The 17892-nt window shown below is 74.6% G+C and carries 18 protein-coding genes; 13 read left to right on the top strand and 5 right to left on the bottom strand.

Annotated elements, in window-relative coordinates:
- The first annotated feature begins 2 nt into the window (after positions 1 to 2).
- From AB3388_RS10000 to AB3388_RS09980, 5 genes are all read left to right on the top strand, one after another.
- On the top strand, positions 3 to 911 hold the full coding sequence (locus AB3388_RS10000) for an STAS domain-containing protein (RefSeq protein WP_495410616.1): 909 nt from the start codon (positions 3 to 5) through the stop codon (positions 909 to 911).
- Positions 908 to 1288 carry an STAS domain-containing protein gene (locus AB3388_RS09995; protein WP_495410615.1) on the top strand — a complete coding sequence of 127 codons (381 nt, stop codon included), beginning with the start codon at positions 908 to 910 and terminating at the stop codon, positions 1286 to 1288. Before AB3388_RS10000 ends, AB3388_RS09995 begins: the two co-directional genes overlap by 4 nt.
- Complete coding sequence (locus tag AB3388_RS09990) at positions 1285 to 1575, top strand: phosphatase RsbU N-terminal domain-containing protein (RefSeq protein WP_495410614.1); 291 nt, start codon at positions 1285 to 1287, stop codon at positions 1573 to 1575. The genes AB3388_RS09995 and AB3388_RS09990 overlap by 4 nt, the downstream gene beginning before the upstream one ends.
- Positions 1576 to 1813: 238 nt before the next feature.
- Positions 1814 to 2527: an esterase/lipase family protein gene (locus AB3388_RS09985; protein ID WP_495410613.1), complete on the top strand. Its 714-nt coding sequence runs from the start codon at positions 1814 to 1816 to the stop codon at positions 2525 to 2527.
- 103 nt (positions 2528 to 2630) lie between these two features.
- Positions 2631 to 4049 (top strand): APC family permease, encoded by a 1419-nt coding sequence (locus tag AB3388_RS09980; protein ID WP_495410612.1) that lies wholly within the window; start codon positions 2631 to 2633, stop codon positions 4047 to 4049.
- 4 nt (positions 4050 to 4053) lie between these two features.
- Here AB3388_RS09980 and AB3388_RS09975 read toward each other — a convergent pair whose 3' ends face one another.
- On the bottom strand, positions 4054 to 4827 hold the full coding sequence (locus tag AB3388_RS09975) for a helix-turn-helix transcriptional regulator (protein ID WP_495410611.1): 774 nt from the start codon (positions 4825 to 4827) through the stop codon (positions 4054 to 4056).
- Between the two features lie 143 nt (positions 4828 to 4970).
- On the opposite strand from AB3388_RS09975, the gene AB3388_RS09970 reads away from it, so the two are divergent.
- Both AB3388_RS09970 and AB3388_RS09965 read left to right on the top strand, forming a co-directional pair.
- Positions 4971 to 5186, top strand: coding sequence for a hypothetical protein (locus AB3388_RS09970; RefSeq protein ID WP_495410610.1), 216 nt, complete (start codon positions 4971 to 4973; stop codon positions 5184 to 5186).
- 102 nt (positions 5187 to 5288) lie between these two features.
- Positions 5289 to 6617 carry a diacylglycerol/lipid kinase family protein gene (locus AB3388_RS09965; RefSeq protein ID WP_495410609.1) on the top strand — a complete coding sequence of 443 codons (1329 nt, stop codon included), beginning with the start codon at positions 5289 to 5291 and terminating at the stop codon, positions 6615 to 6617.
- Position 6618: 1 nt separating this feature from the next.
- On the opposite strand, the gene AB3388_RS09960 is transcribed toward AB3388_RS09965, so the two are convergent.
- The 3 genes from AB3388_RS09960 to AB3388_RS09950 are packed head-to-tail and all read right to left on the bottom strand — an operon-like array spanning position 6619 to position 9668.
- Positions 6619 to 7827 carry a cytochrome P450 gene (locus AB3388_RS09960; protein WP_495410608.1) on the bottom strand — a complete coding sequence of 403 codons (1209 nt, stop codon included), beginning with the start codon at positions 7825 to 7827 and terminating at the stop codon, positions 6619 to 6621.
- Between the two features lie 40 nt (positions 7828 to 7867).
- Positions 7868 to 8848, bottom strand: coding sequence for a PDR/VanB family oxidoreductase (locus AB3388_RS09955; RefSeq protein ID WP_495410607.1), 981 nt, complete (start codon positions 8846 to 8848; stop codon positions 7868 to 7870).
- A 46-nt stretch (positions 8849 to 8894) separates the two neighbouring features.
- Positions 8895 to 9668 (bottom strand): IclR family transcriptional regulator, encoded by a 774-nt coding sequence (locus AB3388_RS09950; RefSeq protein WP_495410606.1) that lies wholly within the window; start codon positions 9666 to 9668, stop codon positions 8895 to 8897.
- 145 nt (positions 9669 to 9813) lie between these two features.
- Here AB3388_RS09950 and AB3388_RS09945 point away from each other — a divergent pair, with 145 nt between their 5' ends.
- Both AB3388_RS09945 and AB3388_RS09940 read left to right on the top strand, forming a co-directional pair.
- Positions 9814 to 9969 (top strand): DUF6131 family protein, encoded by a 156-nt coding sequence (locus AB3388_RS09945; protein WP_495410605.1) that lies wholly within the window; start codon positions 9814 to 9816, stop codon positions 9967 to 9969.
- Positions 9970 to 10064: 95 nt separating this feature from the next.
- A complete protein-coding gene (locus AB3388_RS09940) occupies positions 10065 to 10598 on the top strand; it encodes a potassium channel family protein (RefSeq protein WP_495410604.1) in 534 nt (177 codons plus the stop codon).
- Positions 10599 to 10601: 3 nt separating this feature from the next.
- On the opposite strand, the gene AB3388_RS09935 is transcribed toward AB3388_RS09940, so the two are convergent.
- Positions 10602 to 11801 carry an MFS transporter gene (locus tag AB3388_RS09935; RefSeq protein WP_495410603.1) on the bottom strand — a complete coding sequence of 400 codons (1200 nt, stop codon included), beginning with the start codon at positions 11799 to 11801 and terminating at the stop codon, positions 10602 to 10604.
- A 184-nt stretch (positions 11802 to 11985) separates the two neighbouring features.
- On the opposite strand from AB3388_RS09935, the gene aceB reads away from it, so the two are divergent.
- From aceB to AB3388_RS09915, 4 genes are read left to right on the top strand one after another with little or no spacing between them, the layout of a single operon-like run.
- Positions 11986 to 13569, top strand: a complete 1584-nt coding sequence (gene aceB, locus AB3388_RS09930; protein WP_495410602.1) for a malate synthase A — start codon at positions 11986 to 11988, stop codon at positions 13567 to 13569.
- A gap of 14 nt (positions 13570 to 13583) precedes the next feature.
- Positions 13584 to 15110 carry an FAD-linked oxidase C-terminal domain-containing protein gene (locus AB3388_RS09925; protein ID WP_495410601.1) on the top strand — a complete coding sequence of 509 codons (1527 nt, stop codon included), beginning with the start codon at positions 13584 to 13586 and terminating at the stop codon, positions 15108 to 15110.
- The gene (locus AB3388_RS09920; protein ID WP_495410600.1) at positions 15110 to 16366 is read left to right on the top strand and encodes an FAD-binding oxidoreductase; all 1257 of its coding nucleotides are present in this window, start codon (positions 15110 to 15112) and stop codon (positions 16364 to 16366) included. Before AB3388_RS09925 ends, AB3388_RS09920 begins: the two co-directional genes overlap by 1 nt.
- Entirely contained in the window at positions 16366 to 17748 is a 1383-nt protein-coding gene (locus AB3388_RS09915) for a (Fe-S)-binding protein (RefSeq protein WP_495410599.1), read from the top strand. Before AB3388_RS09920 ends, AB3388_RS09915 begins: the two co-directional genes overlap by 1 nt.
- The last annotated feature ends 144 nt before the right edge of the window (positions 17749 to 17892 follow it).

The raw sequence follows: 17892 nt of genomic DNA, 5'->3' as shown, positions 1-17892 counted from the left end.
GCATGGACCAGGACCGCAGTGGGGTCGCCAGCGTCCCCGGCCCGGGCACGGCCCTCGACGACACGGACGGCGCCCAGCTGCTCCCCCAGCTCGTGGCCCACCTGCGCGAACACCGCACGAAGCTGCGCCAGGAGTGGGCCAACCGCATCCAGGGCGCGCACCTGCTGCACGCGATGACGCCGCAGGAGATGGCCGCCGAGACGACCTCGGTCTACGACAACTACGTCGAGGTGCTCGAGACCGGCAGCGTCGAGGCGCTGCAGCGCTACGCCCGCGACCTGTCGGAGCGGATCATCCCCCGCGGCGTGGAGACCAACGAGGTCGTCGGGATCGTGCTGCTGCTGCGCGACGTCCTCGCCCGGTCGCTGTTCGAGAAGTACCAGCGCGACTTCGCCCTGCTCAACCGGGTGCTCGACGCCTACGAGCCGGCGGCGAACCGGATCGCGAACACCGTCGCGGTCAGCTTCGTGGAGGAGCGCGAGCGGGTCATCCGCCAGCAGCAGGACTCGATCCGCGAGCTGTCCACCCCGGTCCTGCCGGTGCGCGAGCGGCTGCTGATCCTGCCGATCATCGGCATCCTCGACAGCGAGCGGGCGCGGCAGCTGACCGAGCAGCTGCTCACCGGCATCCGCACGCACCGGGCGAAGGTCGTCGTCGTCGACATCACCGGCGTCCCGGACGTCGACGAGGCCGTGGCCAACCACCTGGTCCGGACGGTCGACGCGTCACGCCTCATGGGTGCGAGCGTCATCATCACGGGGCTCTCGCCGGAGATCGCCCAGACGCTGGTCACGATCGGCGTCGACCTGAGCAAGATGGACACGATCGGGGACCTGCAAGGGGGGCTGGAGGAGGCCGAGCGGTTGCTCGGATACAGCGTGAGCACGGGCAATGGCGTGGGGGGTCCGTGACCGCCGGACCCAAACTCGTCTCGATCCTGCGGCAGGGGCCGTACCTGATCGCATCGATCCACACCGCGCTGGACGACACCGAGATGGTGCGCTTCCAGCAGGACCTGATCGACCAGATCGGCCGGCACCGCTCCCGCGGCGTCATCATCGACGTCGCGGCCCTCGACGTGCTGGACTCCTTCGGCACGCGCACGCTGAGCACCGTCGCGGAGATGGCCCGCCTGCGCGGCGCCACCACGGTCATCGTCGGCATCCAGCCCGACGTCGCCTTCGCCATGGTCTCCCTCGGCATGGGCGCCGGCACCCTCGCGACAGCTCTCGACCTGGAGGAGGGGCTGGCCTACCTGGACGGCCGGGGCGCACGCGCCAGCCCATGACCCCGGTCGAGAACCTGCTCCGGGACTACCGGGCGGCGTTCCTGGGCTTCCTCCCGCGCCGGGAGGAAGCCGCCCTGCTGCGCGGCTACGAGCTGGGCCGCGCCGCCATGGCCGGCGGGCTCAGCCTGCTCGACGTCGCCCGGGTGCACCACGAGGTCGTCTTCGGGCTGCTGCGCGAGGGCGGCGGCGAGGACCTCTCCGAGGTGGCGTCCGCGGCCTCGGAGTTCTTCCTCGAGGTGCTCGCGCCCTTCGACATGACGCGGCGGAACTACCCGGGCGGGCAGTGACCGGGAGTGGCGGGCCGGTGCGGGCCCCGGCCGGGGCAGGGTCACGGTGCACCCGGCCGGGGTGGGGTGCCCGCACCGGCCTCGCAGATGAAGACGCCCGGGCCCGGCCGGCATGACGGCGGTGCACTCCCCCCGCCGCCGCGGCGCGCCGTCGTCCCACCCGCGTCATGCCGGGGGTGCGGAGGCGTCCGCCCCGGGGTAGCAGCCAGCCGTCGTCCGACGCCGTACGGAGGTGCCGATGTCCGCCCAGGGAGTCCCCTACGACCGGCGCCGGGGGCTGCTCGCCGCGACCGAGCCGATGCGCGCGATGGCCAGCGCCGGCGCGTTCGCCGCGACCTGGCCGCTGCTCACCCTGGCCCCGCGCGGCGACCGGCACCCGGTGCTGGTCCTGCCCGGCCTGGGCGCGACGGACCTCTCGACCGGAACCCTGCGCCGGTGGCTGCGCGGGCTCGGCTACCCCGTGGTCGGCTGGGAGCTCGGGCGCAACCGCGGCCCGACGCAGGAGGTCCTGACCGCGCTGCCGCAGCTGCTGGAGCGGCTGCACCGCCGGCACGGCTCGCCGGTCAGCGTCGTCGGGCAGAGCCTCGGCGGGATCTACGCCCGGCGGCTGGCCCAGCACACGTCCGCGCAGGTCCGCCAGGTGATCACCCTGGGCTCGCCGTTCGCGCAGGTCGCCGGGTCGCGCCGGCCGCCGCCCGTCCCGAGCACGTCGGTCTACTCCCGCTGGGACGGCGTCGTCGACTGGCGGGCGTGCCTGCAGCGGCCCGGCCCCACCAGCGAGAACGTCGCCGTCCGCGCCAGCCACCTCGGCATGGGGTTCGATCCCGCGGTGCTGTGGGTGGTCGCCGACCGGCTGGCCCAGCCGGCCGACCGCTGGCGGCCGTTCGCCCGGCCCACCCGCTTCGGCCTCGGTGTGCTGTTCCCGGACGACGACGCCGCCGGAATCGGTTGATCCGGACTCGCAGAACCGCGCATTCCGTGCCCTGGAACGCGGTTGATCGGGCCTACTCTCCCCTCGCCCGGCCGTCGCCGGGGATCTCGAAGGAGGGGTCGCCGTGCCCGAACCACCCACCACCCCTGCACTGGCGGAGTCCGCCGAGGGCGCCGGCGTCGAGGCCTTCGGCTACAAGCAGGAGCTCAAGCGCTCCCTGACCTTCACCGACCTGCTCGTCTACGGCCTGATCTTCATGGTGCCGATCGCGCCGTTCGGCATCTTCGGCAGCGTCTTCCAGGCCTCGGGCGGCATGATCGCGCTCGCCTACGCGATCGGCGGCGTGGCGATGATGTTCACCGCCGTCTCGTACTCGCAGATGGCGCGCGCCTTCCCGATGGCCGGCTCGGTCTACACCTACGCCGGGCGCGGCATCGCCCAGTGGGTCGGCTTCCTCGGCGGCTGGATGATCCTGCTCGACTACGTCCTCGTGCCGGCGCTGCTCTACCTGATCGCCGCGGTCGCGATGAACTCGATCTGGACGACGATCCCGGTGTGGGTCTGGCTGGTCGTCTTCGTCGTCCTCAACACCGTCGTGAACTACCTCGGCATCGAGTTCACGGCCCGCGTCAACAAGATCATGCTGGTCGGCGAGCTGCTCGTGCTCGCGATCTTCATCGTCATCGCGATCGTGGCCCTGGCCCGTGGTGAGGGCCGCGGCTTCGACTTCTCGCCGATCTACAACAGCGACACGTTCTCCCTCCAGCTGGTGCTCGGCGCGGTCTCCATCGCGGTGCTGAGCTTCCTGGGCTTCGACGGGATCTCGACCTTGGCCGAGGAGAACCGCGACTCGGCCCGCTCGATCGGCAAGTCGATGATCGCCGCGCTGGCCCTGGCCGGCGCGCTGTTCATCGTGCAGACCTGGCTGGCCGCGCTGCTCGTGCCCGACCCGGCGGGGCTGATCGCCAACGGCGATCCGGGCGGCACCGCGTTCTACGACGCCGCCGGCGTGGCCGGCGGGGCGTGGCTGGCCAAGCTCACCGCCATCGCCACGGCGATCGCCTGGGGCTTCGCCAACTCCCTGGTCGCCCAGGCGGCCACCTCGCGCCTGCTGTTCGCGATGGCCCGCGACCGGCAGCTGCCCGGCTTCCTCGCGAAGGTGCACGCGACGCGGCGGGTGCCGGTGAACGCCACGTTCGTGGTCGCCGCGATCTCCCTGCTGCTCGGCCTGTACATGTGGGAGATCCGGGACGACGGCATCGTGCTGCTCTCGACGCTGGTCAACTTCGGCGCGATGACCGCGTTCCTCGTGCTGCACTTCTCGGTGGTCTGGTACTTCGTGGTCAAGAACAAGAGCCACGACTGGTGGAAGCACCTCGCCGTGCCGGTGATCGGGTTCGCCATCCTGCTGTTCGTCGTCATCAACGCCAACGTGGCCGCGCAGCGGCTCGGCTTCGTCTGGCTCGCGATCGGCGTCGGCCTGCTCGTCTTCCTGCTGGCCACCGGCCGCAAGCCGGAGATCCGGGCCGAGGAGCACGTGTGACCGGCTACCTGCCCACGCGCTGAGCGGGCGGCCGCGGCAGCGCGACGGCGGCCGCGGCCGCGATGCTGTGCACGCCGAGGCGCTCCCGCACGTGCTCCATGTGCTTGCGGACGGTGCCGATCGAGACGAACAGCCGCGCGGCGATCTCGGCGAACGACATCCCGGCCGCGGCGAGCTCCAGCACCTCCCACTCCCGCGGCGTGAGGTGCGGGACGCCGCGTCGCTTCTGCTCGGCCTCCAGCCAGATCTCCTGCAGGTGCGGGCGCAGGAGGACGGCCACCTGCCGGTCCCGCTCGGTGAACGCGGGGCCGGCGCCGCGCTGGAAGATCACCCGGCGGGCCTCACCCGGCGGCGCCGGCAGGGAGACGAGCATCGAGTACCGGACGTCGCCCATGAACTCGCGCATCGGGGCGGCCGACCAGTCGCGGTCGGTCGGGTAGAAGTCGCCGGTGTGGATGACCGAGCGCACGTCGCCCATGCGCTGGGGCCAGGAGCACATCGACGTCGGCCAGAAATGCCAGAACGGGTGGTCGGGCAGATCGGGCCAGGGCTGGGTGAGCCCGCCGCTCCCGTCGAGCTGGGTCCACTGGATGACGGCGGTCTGCCGCACGGCGGGGCGGTGATGCTGGTAGCTGACGCCGCAGTCGCACGGCACGAGGCCCTGCAGCCCGGTCATCAGCGCGTCCGGCATCGCGCGTCCCGCGGCATCGCGGAGACCGTCCTCGATCACGCGGACGATCTGCTCGGCGTCCTTCTCCCGCAGGTGGCCGCTGCCCATGGCGCCTCTCCTCTGCCGGGGACGACGCCACCGTAGGACCGCCGGGCGGACGCGGAAATACGCCCGAAGGCGAATGGTCCGCGCGGGGGCGGACGGGCCAGCGTGGGCCTCCGTCCCACCCCCGTCCCGCCGAGGAGAACCCGATGTCCGCCGTCCTGCACAGCTCCCCGAGCGCGTGGGCCGCCGCCCATCGCCTGCTCCTCACCGTGGCCGCGATCGCCATGGCGCTCGTCGTCGCCGCGACCGTCGCCGTCGCGGTGCTCGCGCCGACGTCCACCGGCACGACCGGCGGCGCAACCGGCGGCCTGACGACGGTTGACGACCGGTGCGCCGAGGTGGGGGCGGCCACGGCCTGCTGAGCTCGTCGGACGACGGCGGGCCCCCGGACCTCGGACCCTTGACCCGGCGCCGCCGTCGCTGGAAGGTCGGGCATCTCCCCCGACGGGGACGGAGGTGCCCCCATGCACCGACGGACCACCCGGCACCGCCTCGCGGCCCTCCTCGCGCTGGCCGCCGCGGTCTGGACCCTCATCGTGCTGGTCACCGCCGCGTTCGACGACTTCCCCCGCGGGCTGGTGTTCCTCGGTCTCGGGCTGCTCGCCCTCGGGGGGATCTGGGAGGGCGTGCTGCGCCGCGGCTGGGCCCGGCTGGGCGCGCTGTCCCTCGCCGCCGCCTCGCTGGCGGCCGCGGTGTACGTGCTCATCGACGACGGGTTCGCGCGGTTCCTGCTCTACCTCGCGCTCGGTGCGCTCGTCTGGCACGTCGCCGCCCGGATCGCCTTCGACCCGCACGTCGAGCTGCCGCCGGCCGAGCGCCCCCGGCGGCCGGTCCTGTTCGTCAACCCGCGCTCCGGCGACGGCAAGGCGGCCCGGTTCCGGCTCGACCACGAGGCGCGGGCGCGCGGCATCGCGCCGGTCGAGCTGCGGCCCGGCGACGACCTGGAACGGCTGGTCCGCGGCGCCGTCGCCGACGGCGCCGACGGCCTGGCGATGGCCGGCGGCGACGGCTCCCAGGCGATCGTCGCCGCGGTCGCCGCCGAGACCGGCCTGCCCTACGCCTGCATCCCGTCGGGCACGCGCAACCACTTCGCGCTCGACCTCGGGGTCGACCGGGAGGACGTCGTCGGCGCCCTCGACGCCTTCGTCGACGGCGGCGAACGCGTGGTGGACCTGGCGGAGGTCAACGGCCGGGTGTTCGTGAACAACGTGTCGCTGGGCGTCTACGCCGAGGCGGTGCAGAACACCGGCTACCGCGCCGCGAAGATCCGCACGCTGCTCGCCACGGTGCCCACGGTGGTCCGCACCGGGGAGGGCGGCCCCGAGCTGCGCTGGACCACGCCGGGCGGCCGGGTCAAGCGGGGCCCCGCGGTCGTGCTGGTGAGCAACGGCCAGTACCGCCTCGGCGGCGCGGCCGGCGCCGGTACCCGCCCGGCCGTCGACGAGGGGCTGCTCGGCATCACCGTGGTCGACCCGCGCAGCTCGGTCTCCAAGGGCCCGGGCGGTCAGCTGCCGTGGCGGCAGTTCTCCGCCGTCGAGTTCCGGGTCGAGTCCGACGGGCCGGTGCCGGCCGGGATCGACGGCGAGGCCGCGCTGCTCGAGGCGCCCGCCGTCTTCCGCTGCCGGCCGGGGGTGCTGCGCGTGCGCATCGCCGTCCGCCACCCCGGCGCCTCGCCGTCGTCCATCGAGCCGGTGGGCGCGTTCCGGGCCATGGGCGCGCTCGCCGCCATCGCCCGCGGGCGGGACCCGCGGTCCCACCGTGCCCCCGACCGGCCGCCCGTCCCCGCGGGGTGACTCAGGCGAGGCGGACCCGCACCGGGATGCTCTCCCAGGCGCGCAGCGTGTTGTTGTGGTGCCGCACCGTCGGGCCGGCGAGCTCGATCGCCGCCACCCGCCGGGCCAGCGCGGTGAGCAGCGCCTCGGCCTCGAGCCGAGCCACGTGCTGGCCGACGCACTGGTGGATGCCCATGCCGAACCCGACGTGCCCGGACGGATCGCGGGAGAGGTCGAAGCGGTCCGGGTCGGCCCACCGCCGCGGGTCGCGGTTGGCCGCCGCGAGGAACATCAGGATCTTGCGTCCGTCCGGGACGACGACGTCGCCGAGCCGCACGTCGCGCGTCGCCGTCCGGAAGAACGTCTGCACCGGCGACTCCCAGCGCACCGCCTCGTCGAACGCCACCCGCGCCAGGCCCGGGTCCTCCCGCAGCCGCCGCCACTGGTCGGGGTTGGTCGCGAAGGCGTAGAGGACGGCGGACAGCCCGTGCACCGTCGTGTCGACGCCGGCGGTGAGCAGCGAGCGCACCACGAGCGGCGCCTGCTCCGGCGTGATGTCGCCCCGGTCGGCGGCCGCCCAGATGTCGGCGCCGAAGCCCTGGGCGGCCAGGACGTCGCGGGCGCACTGCGCGTTCACCCACGCCGAGAGCTCCCCCACCCGGGGCGCCCCCTGGGCCACCAGGTCGTTGGAGGGGCCGAACGCGTTGAACGCGTGGTCTCCGTAGGGCAGCAGGTTCTCCCGGCCCTCGTCCGGGATCCCGACCGCGTCCGGGAAGACGCGCAGCGGGAACGCCTGCGCCAGGTCGCGCACGGCGTCGAACTCCGCTGCGGCGAGGACGTCGTCGACCAGCGCCTCGGCGTCGGCGAACCAGTCCTCCCGCAGCGTGCGCAGCGCCCGCGGCCCGAGCACCTTCTTGAGCACCCGGCGCGGGGCGTCGTGCCGGGGCGGGTCGGCCTCGAGCAGCAGGCTCGGCGGCCGCCACGGCTTCTCGTAGCGGAAGTTGGACAGCCCCACGCCGGCCGCGGACTGGAAGTCCTGCCAGTCCACGAGGGCGGCGCGCACCTGCTCGTAGCGGGCGTAGGCATAGACGTCGTACCTGGTCAGGTAGACGACCGGCCCCGCGTCGCGGAGCGCGGCGTGCATCGGCAGCGGGTCCTCGAGCACCTCGTGGCCGAACGGGTCGACGTCGCTGACCGGCACGTCGACCGGCCGTTCCTGGATGGCGGTCACGGCAGTTCCTTCCTGGGGACTTTCGGCGCCGAAAGTCCCGTCAGAGGTCGAGGACGAGGCGCTCGGAGCGGGCGCGGGAGACGCAGATGTACATGCAGTCGTTGGCCGCGCGCTCGTCGTCGTCGAGCAGGGTGTCCCGGTGGTCGGGCAGCCCGGCCAGGACGTCGGTCTCGCAGGTGCCGCAGATCCCCTGGCGGCAGGAGGACAGCACCTCCACCCCGGCGCGGGCGACCGCCTCGAGCACCGTCTCGTCCGGGGTCACGGTCACCGCGGTGCCGGTGCGGGCCAGCTCGACCTCGAACGGCGCCGTCCGCGCGGGCGCCGCGGCCTCCTCCGCGACGAACCGCTCGGTGCGCAGGGTGTGCGGCGGCCAGCCGGCGCAGGCGGCCTCCATCGCGGCCAGCAGCGGGGCGGGGCCGCAGCAGTAGAGCCGCACGCCGTCCCGCGGCTCGCCGAGGAAGCCGGCCAGGTCGAGCAGGCCGTACTCGTCCTGCGGGCGGACCAGCACCCGGTCGCCGTACTGCGCCAGCTCGTCGAGGAAGGCCATCGAGCCGCGCCGGCGCCCGCCGTAGAGCAGCCGCCAGTCGGCGCCGAGCAGGTCGGCCTGCCGCACCATCGGCAGCAGCGGCGTGATGCCGATGCCGCCGGCCACGAACAGGTAGCGCTCGGCCGGCACCAGGTGGAAGTTGTTCCGCGGCCCGCCGACGCCGACCAGGTCGCCGGGCCGCAGCACGTCGTGCACGTACGTGGAGCCGCCCCGGCTCTCGGGTTCCAGCAGCACGCCCACCCGGTACGAGCAGGCGTCCCACCGGTCGCCGCACAGCGAGTACTGCCGGGTCAGCCCGTTGGGCAGGACGACGTCGATGTGCGAGCCCGGCGTCCAGTCGGGCAGCCGCGTGCCGTCCGGGTGGGCCAGGGTCAGCGTGAGGACGCCGTCGGCGACCACCTGCTTGCCGGTGACGGCGAGCGTCACGGTCGTGGCGGTCGGGCCCGGCGCCGGTGCGGTGGTCGCGGCGGTCATGGCTGAAGACGATGGGACGCGGGTCACCCCCGCCGGAACGGCTCTCTCATCCAATGAGAGACCACGGCGGCGGCGGCGAGCTCAGCGCCCGCTGGATGCCGCGCGCACCGGCCAGCAGCACCGGGATGCGGGTGTGGCCCTGCCCGTCGTTGGGGACGATCGCCGACAGCGCGGCGACGACGTCGCCCCGCCGGTCGCGGACCGGCACGGCGATGCCGGTCGCCTCCTCGTGCACGTGCCCGTTGAGCTGCACGAACCCCTGCCGGCGGACGTCGGCCAGCAGCGAGCGCAGCCGGTCCGGCGCCGTGATCGTCGCACCGGTGTACCGCGGCAGCGGCCCGGCCAGGACGCGCTCCTGCAGCGCGCGGTCGGCGTGCGCGAGCAGCACCACGCCGGACGACGAGACGTGCAGCGGCAGCCGGCCGGCGATCCGGGTGTAGTTGATGACGGCGTTGGGCGCGGACAGCCGCTCGAGGAAGAGCACCTGCTCGCCGTCGAGGACGCCGAGCTGCACGTGGTGCCCGACGATCGCGTGCAGGTCCTCCAGATACGGCATGGCGGCCTCGTGCAGGCTCAGCGCCGGCGAGGCCCGGAAGGCCAGCTCCCACAGCCGGACGCCGATCCGCACCCGGCCGTCGGGCTCCCGGGCGAGCAGGCCGTGCCCGGTGAGCTCGGCGACCAGCCGGGACGCCGTCGCCACGTGCAGGGCGGCCCGGCGGGCGATCTCGGTGACCGGCAGCGCCGGCTCCTCCGGCGTGAAGACCTCGAGGATGCGCACGGCGCGGGTGAGCACCGACTCCCCGCCGCTGCCCCGGGCCACGCCGCGGAGTGTGGCACGGCGAGACTGAACCGTTCGCGGACGTGCGGCCGTGACCCGGATGGGTGAATGCACGCCTGAAAGGCGCCGGTCAGGGCAATCCCCCCGAGGTCGGTACGCACCACCGGAGCTCCGAAGAGAGGCGAACATGATCATCCTGGGGCTGATATTGCTCCTGCTCGGTCTGCTGCTGAAGATCTCGATCCTGTGGACGATCGGCATCATCGTGATCGTCATCGGCCTGGTCCTCCTGCTGCTGGGCACCACCGGGCGCGCTGTCGGCGGCAGACGCCACTGGTTCTGACGCACCGCGTGACCAGGCCCCCGGCTCCACGAGCCGGGGGCCTCGTCACGTGCGGACCCGTGCGCCAGGCTGGCGGCGACCGAACGGAGCGGCGCATGGCGGAGCGGCACGTCCCGGGCCGGCGGACGGCGGTGCTGGTCCTCCAGGCGATCGCGCTGGTCGGCGTCTACTACCTGATCCCCCTGGGCGAGGCGTCCGCCGGCCGGACGTGGGCGCGGGCGGCCGGCGCCGCCCTGCTCCTCGCCGGGGTGCTCTGGTACGTCGTCCGGACCGTCGCGCACGAGGTGCGCGCCGAGAGCGCGGCGGTGCACGTCGACCGGCTCGCGCTGGCCGTGATCGCCGGTGTCGTCTGCTTCGCACTGGTCGACTACGTCGTCGCCCGGTTCGACCCCGACCAGTTCGCGGGGCTGGCGACGAAGACCGACGCGCTGTACTTCGCGCTCACGACGCTGACCACCGTCGGGTACGGCGACGTGCACGCGGTCGGCCAGCTGGCCCGCCAGATCGTGATCGCCCAGCTGCTGTTCAACCTCGTCGTCGTAGCCGCCGCCGCGCGGACGCTGACCCGGGAGCTCGCCGCCCGGCGACGTGCCCGCCCGGGGGACGACGCCGCCGGGGACCGGCCGTGAGACTCAGTCCCGCTGGTGGCTGCCGACGCGCAGCGGGCGCAGGGCGGAGGCCAGCACCAGCGCCAGCGCGAGCAGCGCGGCGACGACGGCGAGCGCGCGCAGGACGCCGACCTGCTCGCCGAGGAAGCCGATCAGCGGCGGGCCGGCGAGGAAGGCGCAGTAGCCCAGCGAGGCGATGACGCTCACCCGGGCCGCGGCCCGCGCCGGGTCGTCCGCGCCCGCGCTCATCCCGACCGGGAAGCCGAGCGAGGTGCCCAGGCCCCACACCACGGCGCCGGCCAGGGCCAGCGGGAGGCCGGGCGCGAACACGAACAGCAGCAGCCCGGCGGCGCTGAGCGCGGCGCACAGGCGGACGACCGGCACCCGCCCGTAGCGGTCGAGCAGCGGCGGGCCGAACCAGCGGGCGGTGGTCATCGCCGCGAGGAACACCGCGAAGCCCAGCGCGCCGACGGCGGCGGAGGCGTCGTACCCGTCGATGAGCGCGACGCTGGCCCAGTCGTTCGCCGTCCCCTCGGCGAAGGCGAAGGCCAGGACGAAGACGCCGACGGCCAGGGTGCGGGGTTCCCGCCAGGCCCGCAGCGCCGATCGGGCGCCGCCCGGCCCGGGCTCGCCGGCGTCCTCCGCCGCCTGCCCGTCGGGGAGGAACCGCTGCACGGCCACGGGGACGACGACGCCGACCACCACCGCGACGACCGTCAGGTGCACCGCGACCGGCACATCGGCGGCGACCACGGCCGCGCCGACGAGCGCGCCCGCGACGGTGCCCAGGCTCCAGCCGGCGTGGAAGCGGGACATGATCGAGCGGCCCAGCCCCTGCTCGACCAGCGCGCCCTGCACGTTCATCGCGACGTCCCACGCGCCGTTGGCGAAGCCCAGCACGAACAGCCCCACGACCAGCGGGGCGATCCCGGCCAGGTGCCCGAGCGCCGCGACCGCCAGGGACGCGGCGAACAGCACCGCCATGGCGGCGACGGTCCGCCGGGACCCGAAGCGGGTCACGACAGGCCCGGCCAGCGGCAGCGCCACCACCGAGCCCGCGGCGATGGCCAGCAGCACCAGCCCGAGCTCCGACGGGCCGAGGTCCAGGCGGTCGCGCACCTGGGGGATCCGTGCGGCCCAGTTCGCGAACGCGAACCCCGAGCCGATGAATGCGGCGTAGGTGGCGCGGGCCGCCGCCCGCACCCGGACGGCGTCCGACAGCACCTCGCTCAGGGGTCCGTCCTCTCCTCGTCGCCAGCTGCCGGCGACCCTACGCGGCGGGCGCCCAGCCCCCGCCGCGCGGCTCCTGGGCCCGCCGCCGGTTGACGCGCCGGGCTCCCGGCAGGAGCGTGTCGGGTCAGGGGACCTGCGCAGTTCCCCCGACCCGTGCGCCCGAAGAGGAGACCCCGTGGACGTCCCTGCCGGCATCGAGATCACCGCGCCCGTCCTCGACCGCTTCGAGGAGGTGCTCACCCCGACGGCGCTGGAGCTGATCGGGCTGCTGAACCGCGAGCTGGGCGAGCGACGGCACGAGCTGCTGCGCGCGCGGGCCGACCGCATGGCGGAGCTGGCGGCCGGCGGCACGCTCGGCTTCCGCGACGACACGGCACACGTCCGCGACGACGACTCCTGGCGGGTGGCCGACCCCGCCCCGGGGCTGGTGGACCGGCGGGCGGAGATGACCGGCCCGACCGACCGGAAGATGACCATCAACGCGCTCAACAGCGGCGCCAAGGTGTGGCTGGCCGACCACGAGGACGCCAACACCCCGCTGTGGGAAAACGTCGTCGGCGGGCAGCTCAACCTGCTCGACGCGATCAACCGGACGATCGACTTCACCAGCCCCGAGGGCAAGGCGTACGAGCTCCGGCCGGACGAGGAGCTGGCGACGATCGTCGTCCGCCCCCGCGGCTGGCACCTGCCGGAGAAGCACATCCTGGTCGACGGCAAGGAGACCTCCGGCAGCCTCGTCGACTTCGCGCTCTACCTGGCCACGGCGGGACGGCGGCAGCTGGAGAAGGGGCTGGGCCCGTACTTCTACCTGCCGAAGATGGAGTCGCACCTCGAGGCGCGGCTGTGGAACGACGCGTTCGTCCTCGCCCAGGACTTCCTCGGCATCCCGCGCGGCACGATCCGGGCCACCGTGCTCATCGAGACCTACCCGGCCGCGTTCGAGATGGAGGAGATCCTCTACGAGCTGCGCGAGCACTCCGCCGGGCTCAACGCCGGCCGCTGGGACTACATGTTCAGCGTCATCAAGTGCTTCCGGACCCGCGGCAAGGAGTTCCTCCTCCCCGACCGCAACTCGGTGACCATGACGGTGCCCTTCATGCGCGCCTACACCGAGCTGCTCGTGCGCACCTGCCACAAGCGCGGCGCGCACGCCATCGGCGGCATGGCGGCGTTCATCCCGAGCAAGGATCCCGAGGTCAACGAGCAGGCCTTCGCGAAGGTCCGGGCCGACAAGGAGCGGGAGGCCGGCGACGGCTTCGACGGCAGCTGGGTCGCCCACCCCGGCATGGTCGAGCTGTGCACGGAGGTGTTCACCGCCGTCCTCGGCGACCGGCCCAACCAGATCGACAAGTTGCGCGAGGACGTGCACGTGACCGCCGAGCAGCTGCTCGACGTCGCCGCCACCCCCGGGCAGGTCACCGAGGCGGGGCTGCGCAACAACGTCAGCGTCGGCATCCAGTACCTGCACGCCTGGCTGAAGGGCTCCGGCGCCGTCGGGATCAACAACATGATGGAGGACGCCGCCACCGCGGAGATCTCCCGCTCGCAGGTCTGGCAGTGGCTGCACAACGACGTCACCCTCGACAGCGGCGAGCGGGTCACCCGCGAGCTGGTCGACCGGATCGTCGCCGAGGAACTGGCGAAGCTGCCCGGCGACCCGGAGGACTACGCCGCGGCCCGGGACACCTTCCTCGAGGTCGCGGTCGCGGACCACTACGAGGACTTCCTCACCCTGCCCGCCTACGAGCGGATGCCCTGAGAGGCGAAACGGCCATGGTGTCGCTCAAGCTGAAGAAGCCGGCGAGGACGACCGACGCGGACGGGCCAGGGCCCGGCACCCCGCTGGGCCGGGTCGCGGAGCGGCTGCGCGCGGCGCTGCCGGACCCCGCGGAGCAGCTGATCACCGACCGGCAGCGGCTGCGCACGTACGAGTGCGACGGGCTGGCCCACTACAAGGTCGTCCCCGGCGTCGTGGTGCTCGCCCGCTCGGTCGAGGACGTCGTCGCCGCCACCCGGGCCTGCGCCGCCGAGGGCGTGCCGTTCGTCGCCCGCGGCTCGGGCACCGGCCTGTCCGGCGGGGCGCTGCCGCACGCGGACGGCGTCCTCGTCGTGCTGGCGCAGATGCGCGAGGTGCTGGAGATCGACGCCGAGGCGCAGCGCGCCGTCGTCCAGCCCGGGGTGGTCAACCTCCAGCTCACCCGGCTGACCACCCCCGACGGGTACTACTTCGCGCCGGACCCGAGCAGCCAGCAGGTCTGCTCGATCGGCGGCAACGTCGCGGAGAACTCCGGCGGGGCGCACTGCCTGAAGTACGGGTTCACCACCAACCACGTCACCGGGCTGGAGCTGGTCACCGCCGACGGCGACGTCGTCGAGCTCGGCGGCAAGGCCCCCGACCCGCCCGGCTACGACCTGCTCGGCGCGCTGGTCGGCTCGGAGGGCACGCTCGCGGTGGCCACCCGGGTCACCGTGCGGCTGACCCGGCTGCCGCAGGAGGTGAAGACGCTGCTGGCGGCGTTCCGGTCCACCGACGAGGCGGGCGGAGCGGTCAGCGCGATCATCGGCGCCGGCATCGTGCCCGCGGCGATCGAGATGATGGACGCCCTCGCCATCGAGGCGGCCGAGGAGGCCGTGCACTGCGGCTACCCCCGCGACGCCGGCGCCGTCCTCGTCGTCGAGCTCGACGGCCCGTCCGCCGACGTGGAGCACGAGTTCGACGAGGTGCTGCGGCTGTGCCGCGACAACGGCGCTACCGACGTCCGGATCGCGGCCGACGACGCCGAGCGGGCGCTGATCTGGAAGGGCCGCAAGTCCGCGTTCGCGGCCGTAGGGCGGATCAGCCCCGACTACATCGTCCAGGACGGCGTGATCCCGAGGACGGCGCTGCCGCGGGTGCTGCGCGCGATCGGCGAGGTCGCCGCCGACAAGGGCGTCCGGGTGGCCAACGTCTTCCACGCCGGCGACGGCAACCTGCACCCGCTGGTGCTCTTCGACGACGCCGTCGAGGGTGAGGCCGAGCGGGCCGAGGAGGTCAGCGGCGCGATCATCGACCTCTGCATCACCTCGGGCGGGTCGATCACCGGCGAGCACGGCGTCGGCTCGGACAAGGCGAAGTACATGCCGAAGATGTTCAGCGCGGCCGACCTGGACACGATGCAGCTGCTGCGCTGCGCCTTCGACCCGGCCGGCCTGGCCAACCCGGGCAAGGTCTTCCCCACCCCGCGGCTGTGCGGCGAGCGGCCGGGGCGGCGCACCGGTGCGCACCCGCTGCAGGAGGCCGGCCTGGCGGAGGTGTTCTGATGACCGCCGCGACGGTCGACCTCTCGGTCCTGCAGCGGGCGCTGGGCGGGGACGGCGAGCTGCGCGAGGCCGGCCCGGAGGACCTGGTCGGCGGCGTCCCGCCGGTCGCCGTCGCCCGGCCGACGTCGGTCGAGGCGGTGAGCGCCCTGCTGCGCGAGGCGTCCCGGGCCGGGCTGGTGACCGTGGCCCGCGGCGGCGGCACCGCGCTGGACTGGGGCGCGCCGCCGGAGCGGGTCGACGTCGTCCTCGACACCACGGGCCTGGACCGCGTCGTCGAGCACGGGGCCGGTGACCTGGTCGTGGTGGCCCAGGCGGGGCTGCCGCTGGTCCGGCTCGGCGAGGAGGTCGCCGGCGCCGGGCAGGAGCTGGTGGCCGACGTGCCGCGGGAGCGGCTCGGGGGCGGGTCGACGGTCGGCGGCGCGCTGGCCACCGCGCCGTCCGGGCCGCGGCGGCTCTCCCGCGGCGCGCTGCGCGACCTCGTGCTCGGCACCACCGTCGTCCGGGCCGACGGCGTGGTCGCGAGCTCCGGCGGCAAGGTCGTGAAGAACGTGGCCGGCTACGACCTGGCCAAGCTGATGACCGGGTCCTACGGCACCCTGGCCGTGGTCGTGCAGGCCGCCTTCCGGCTGCACCCGCTGCCGGCGGCGCGCGCGTTCGTGGTCGGGCAGGCCGGGCTGCGCGAGGCGGCGGAGGCGGCGCGCGCCGTCGTCCGCTCCCAGCTGGCCCCGGCGGCGGTGGAGCTCGACCGGCCCGCCGGGTCCGACGCGGCGACCGTCGCCGTGCTGCTGGAGGGGGTGCCGGCCGCGGTGCCGGCCCGCCAGGAGGCGGCGGCCGCCCTGCTCGGCGGCGGCGCGGCGGGCGAGCCGGGCTGGTGGGGGCGGCTGCCGGCCGGTCCGGACGACGTCCTGCTCAAGGTGACCGCGGCCCTGCCCGGCGTCGCCGCGGTCCTCGAGGCCGCCCGGGCCGCCGAGCAGGCGCACGGCGTGCCGGTGGCCGTCCGCGGCTCGGCCGGCGGGGTGCTGTGGGCCGCCGTCTCGGGGCCCCCCGAGGCCGTGGCCGCGGTCGTCGCGGACCTGCGCCGCGCCGCGCCCTCGCCCGCCGACGGCACGGTCACCGTGCTGCGCGCCCCGCCCGACGTGCGGGCGGCCGTCGACGCGTGGGGCCCGGTGCCGGGCCTGGAGCTCATGCGCCGGCTCAAGGACCAGTTCGACCCGGGGCGGCTGCTCGCCCCCGGCCGCTTCGTGGGAGGGATCTGATGACGGTCGAGGCCACCCGCGGCGCGTCCGGCGAGACGGGACCGACCCCCGGGCGCAGCGCGCTGCCCGACCTGCTCACCGAGAGCGCGTTCGACGCCGACCACCCGCCGTCGCGGGAGCTGGTCAACGACTGCGTGCACTGCGGGTTCTGCCTGCCGGCCTGCCCGACGTACACGCTGTGGGGCGACGAGATGGACTCCCCGCGCGGCCGGATCTACCTGATGAAGGAGGGCCTGGACGGCGAGCCGATGACGCCGTCGATCGTGCAGCACATCGACCAGTGCCTCGGCTGCATGGCCTGCGTCAGCGCCTGCCCCTCGGGCGTGCAGTACGACAAGCTCGTCGAGGCCACCCGCGCCCAGGTCGAGCGGCGCGGGCGGCAGTTCCGCAGCGTGTGGCAGCGGCTGCTGCGCACGCTGATCTTCGCGCTGTTCCCGCACCCCGGCCGGCTGCGGCTGCTGCGCCTGCCGCTCGCCCTCTACCAGCGCTCGGGGCTCTCCCGGCTGGTCCGGCGCAGCGGCGTCCTGGACCGCCTCTCCCCCACGCTGGCCACCATGGAGGCCGTCGCGCCGCCGATCGGCCGCCGCGAGCCGATCCCCGAGCGGACGCCGGCCGTCGGCCCCACGCGGATGGTCGTCGGGATGCTCACCGGCTGCGTGCAGCGCGAGTTCTTCCCGGGGGTGAACGCGGCGACCGTCCGGGTGCTCGCCGCCGAGGGCTGCGAGGTCGTCGTCCCCGCGGCGCAGGGCTGCTGCGGCGCGCTGTCGGTGCACAACGGGCGCGCCGAGGAGGGCCGGCGGTTCGCCCGCGCCCTGGTCGACGCGTTCACCGACGCCGGCGTGGAGCGGATCGTCGTCAACGCCGCCGGCTGCGGCTCGACGATGAAGGAGTACGCCGAGCTGCTCGAGGACGACCCGCGCTACGCCGAGCGGGCGCGGGCGTTCGCCGGCGCGGTCCGCGACGTCACCGAGCTGCTGGTCGAGCTCGGCCCGGTCGCCGAGCGGCACCCACTGCCGGTGACCATCGCCTACCACGACGCCTGCCACCTCGCGCACGCCCAGCGGGTGCGCTCGCAGCCGCGGGAGCTGCTGCGCGCGGTCCCGGGGCTGCGGCTTCGGGAGATCGCCGAGGGCGACCTGTGCTGCGGCTCGGCCGGGGTCTGGAACCTGCTGCACCCCGAGCCGGCCCGCGCGCTCGGCGACCGCAAGGCCGCCAACGTGGCGGCCACCGGGGCGCCGCTGCTGGTCACCGCCAACCCCGGCTGCCTGATGCAGGTCACCGACGCCCTGCGCCGCGCCGGCACGGGCATCGCGACCGCGCACACCGTCGAGGTGCTCGACGCCTCGATCCGGGGCGCCGCCCCCGACACGCTGCTGTCCTGAACCCCGCGCCGTCTCCCCCTTTTCACGACGCGCCGTCCGTGGTCGACTTCGCGTCGTCGCCAACGACGGCGACGCCGGGAGCGGCCTGGGGGCAGCGATGTCACTGGAGCAGGAGCAAGACGACGGCAACCGCGACGGGGTCGC

Source organism: Geodermatophilus sp. SMS 5-13 (assembly GCF_059428245.1).
This window is presented reverse-complemented; position numbering and strand designations above follow the sequence as displayed.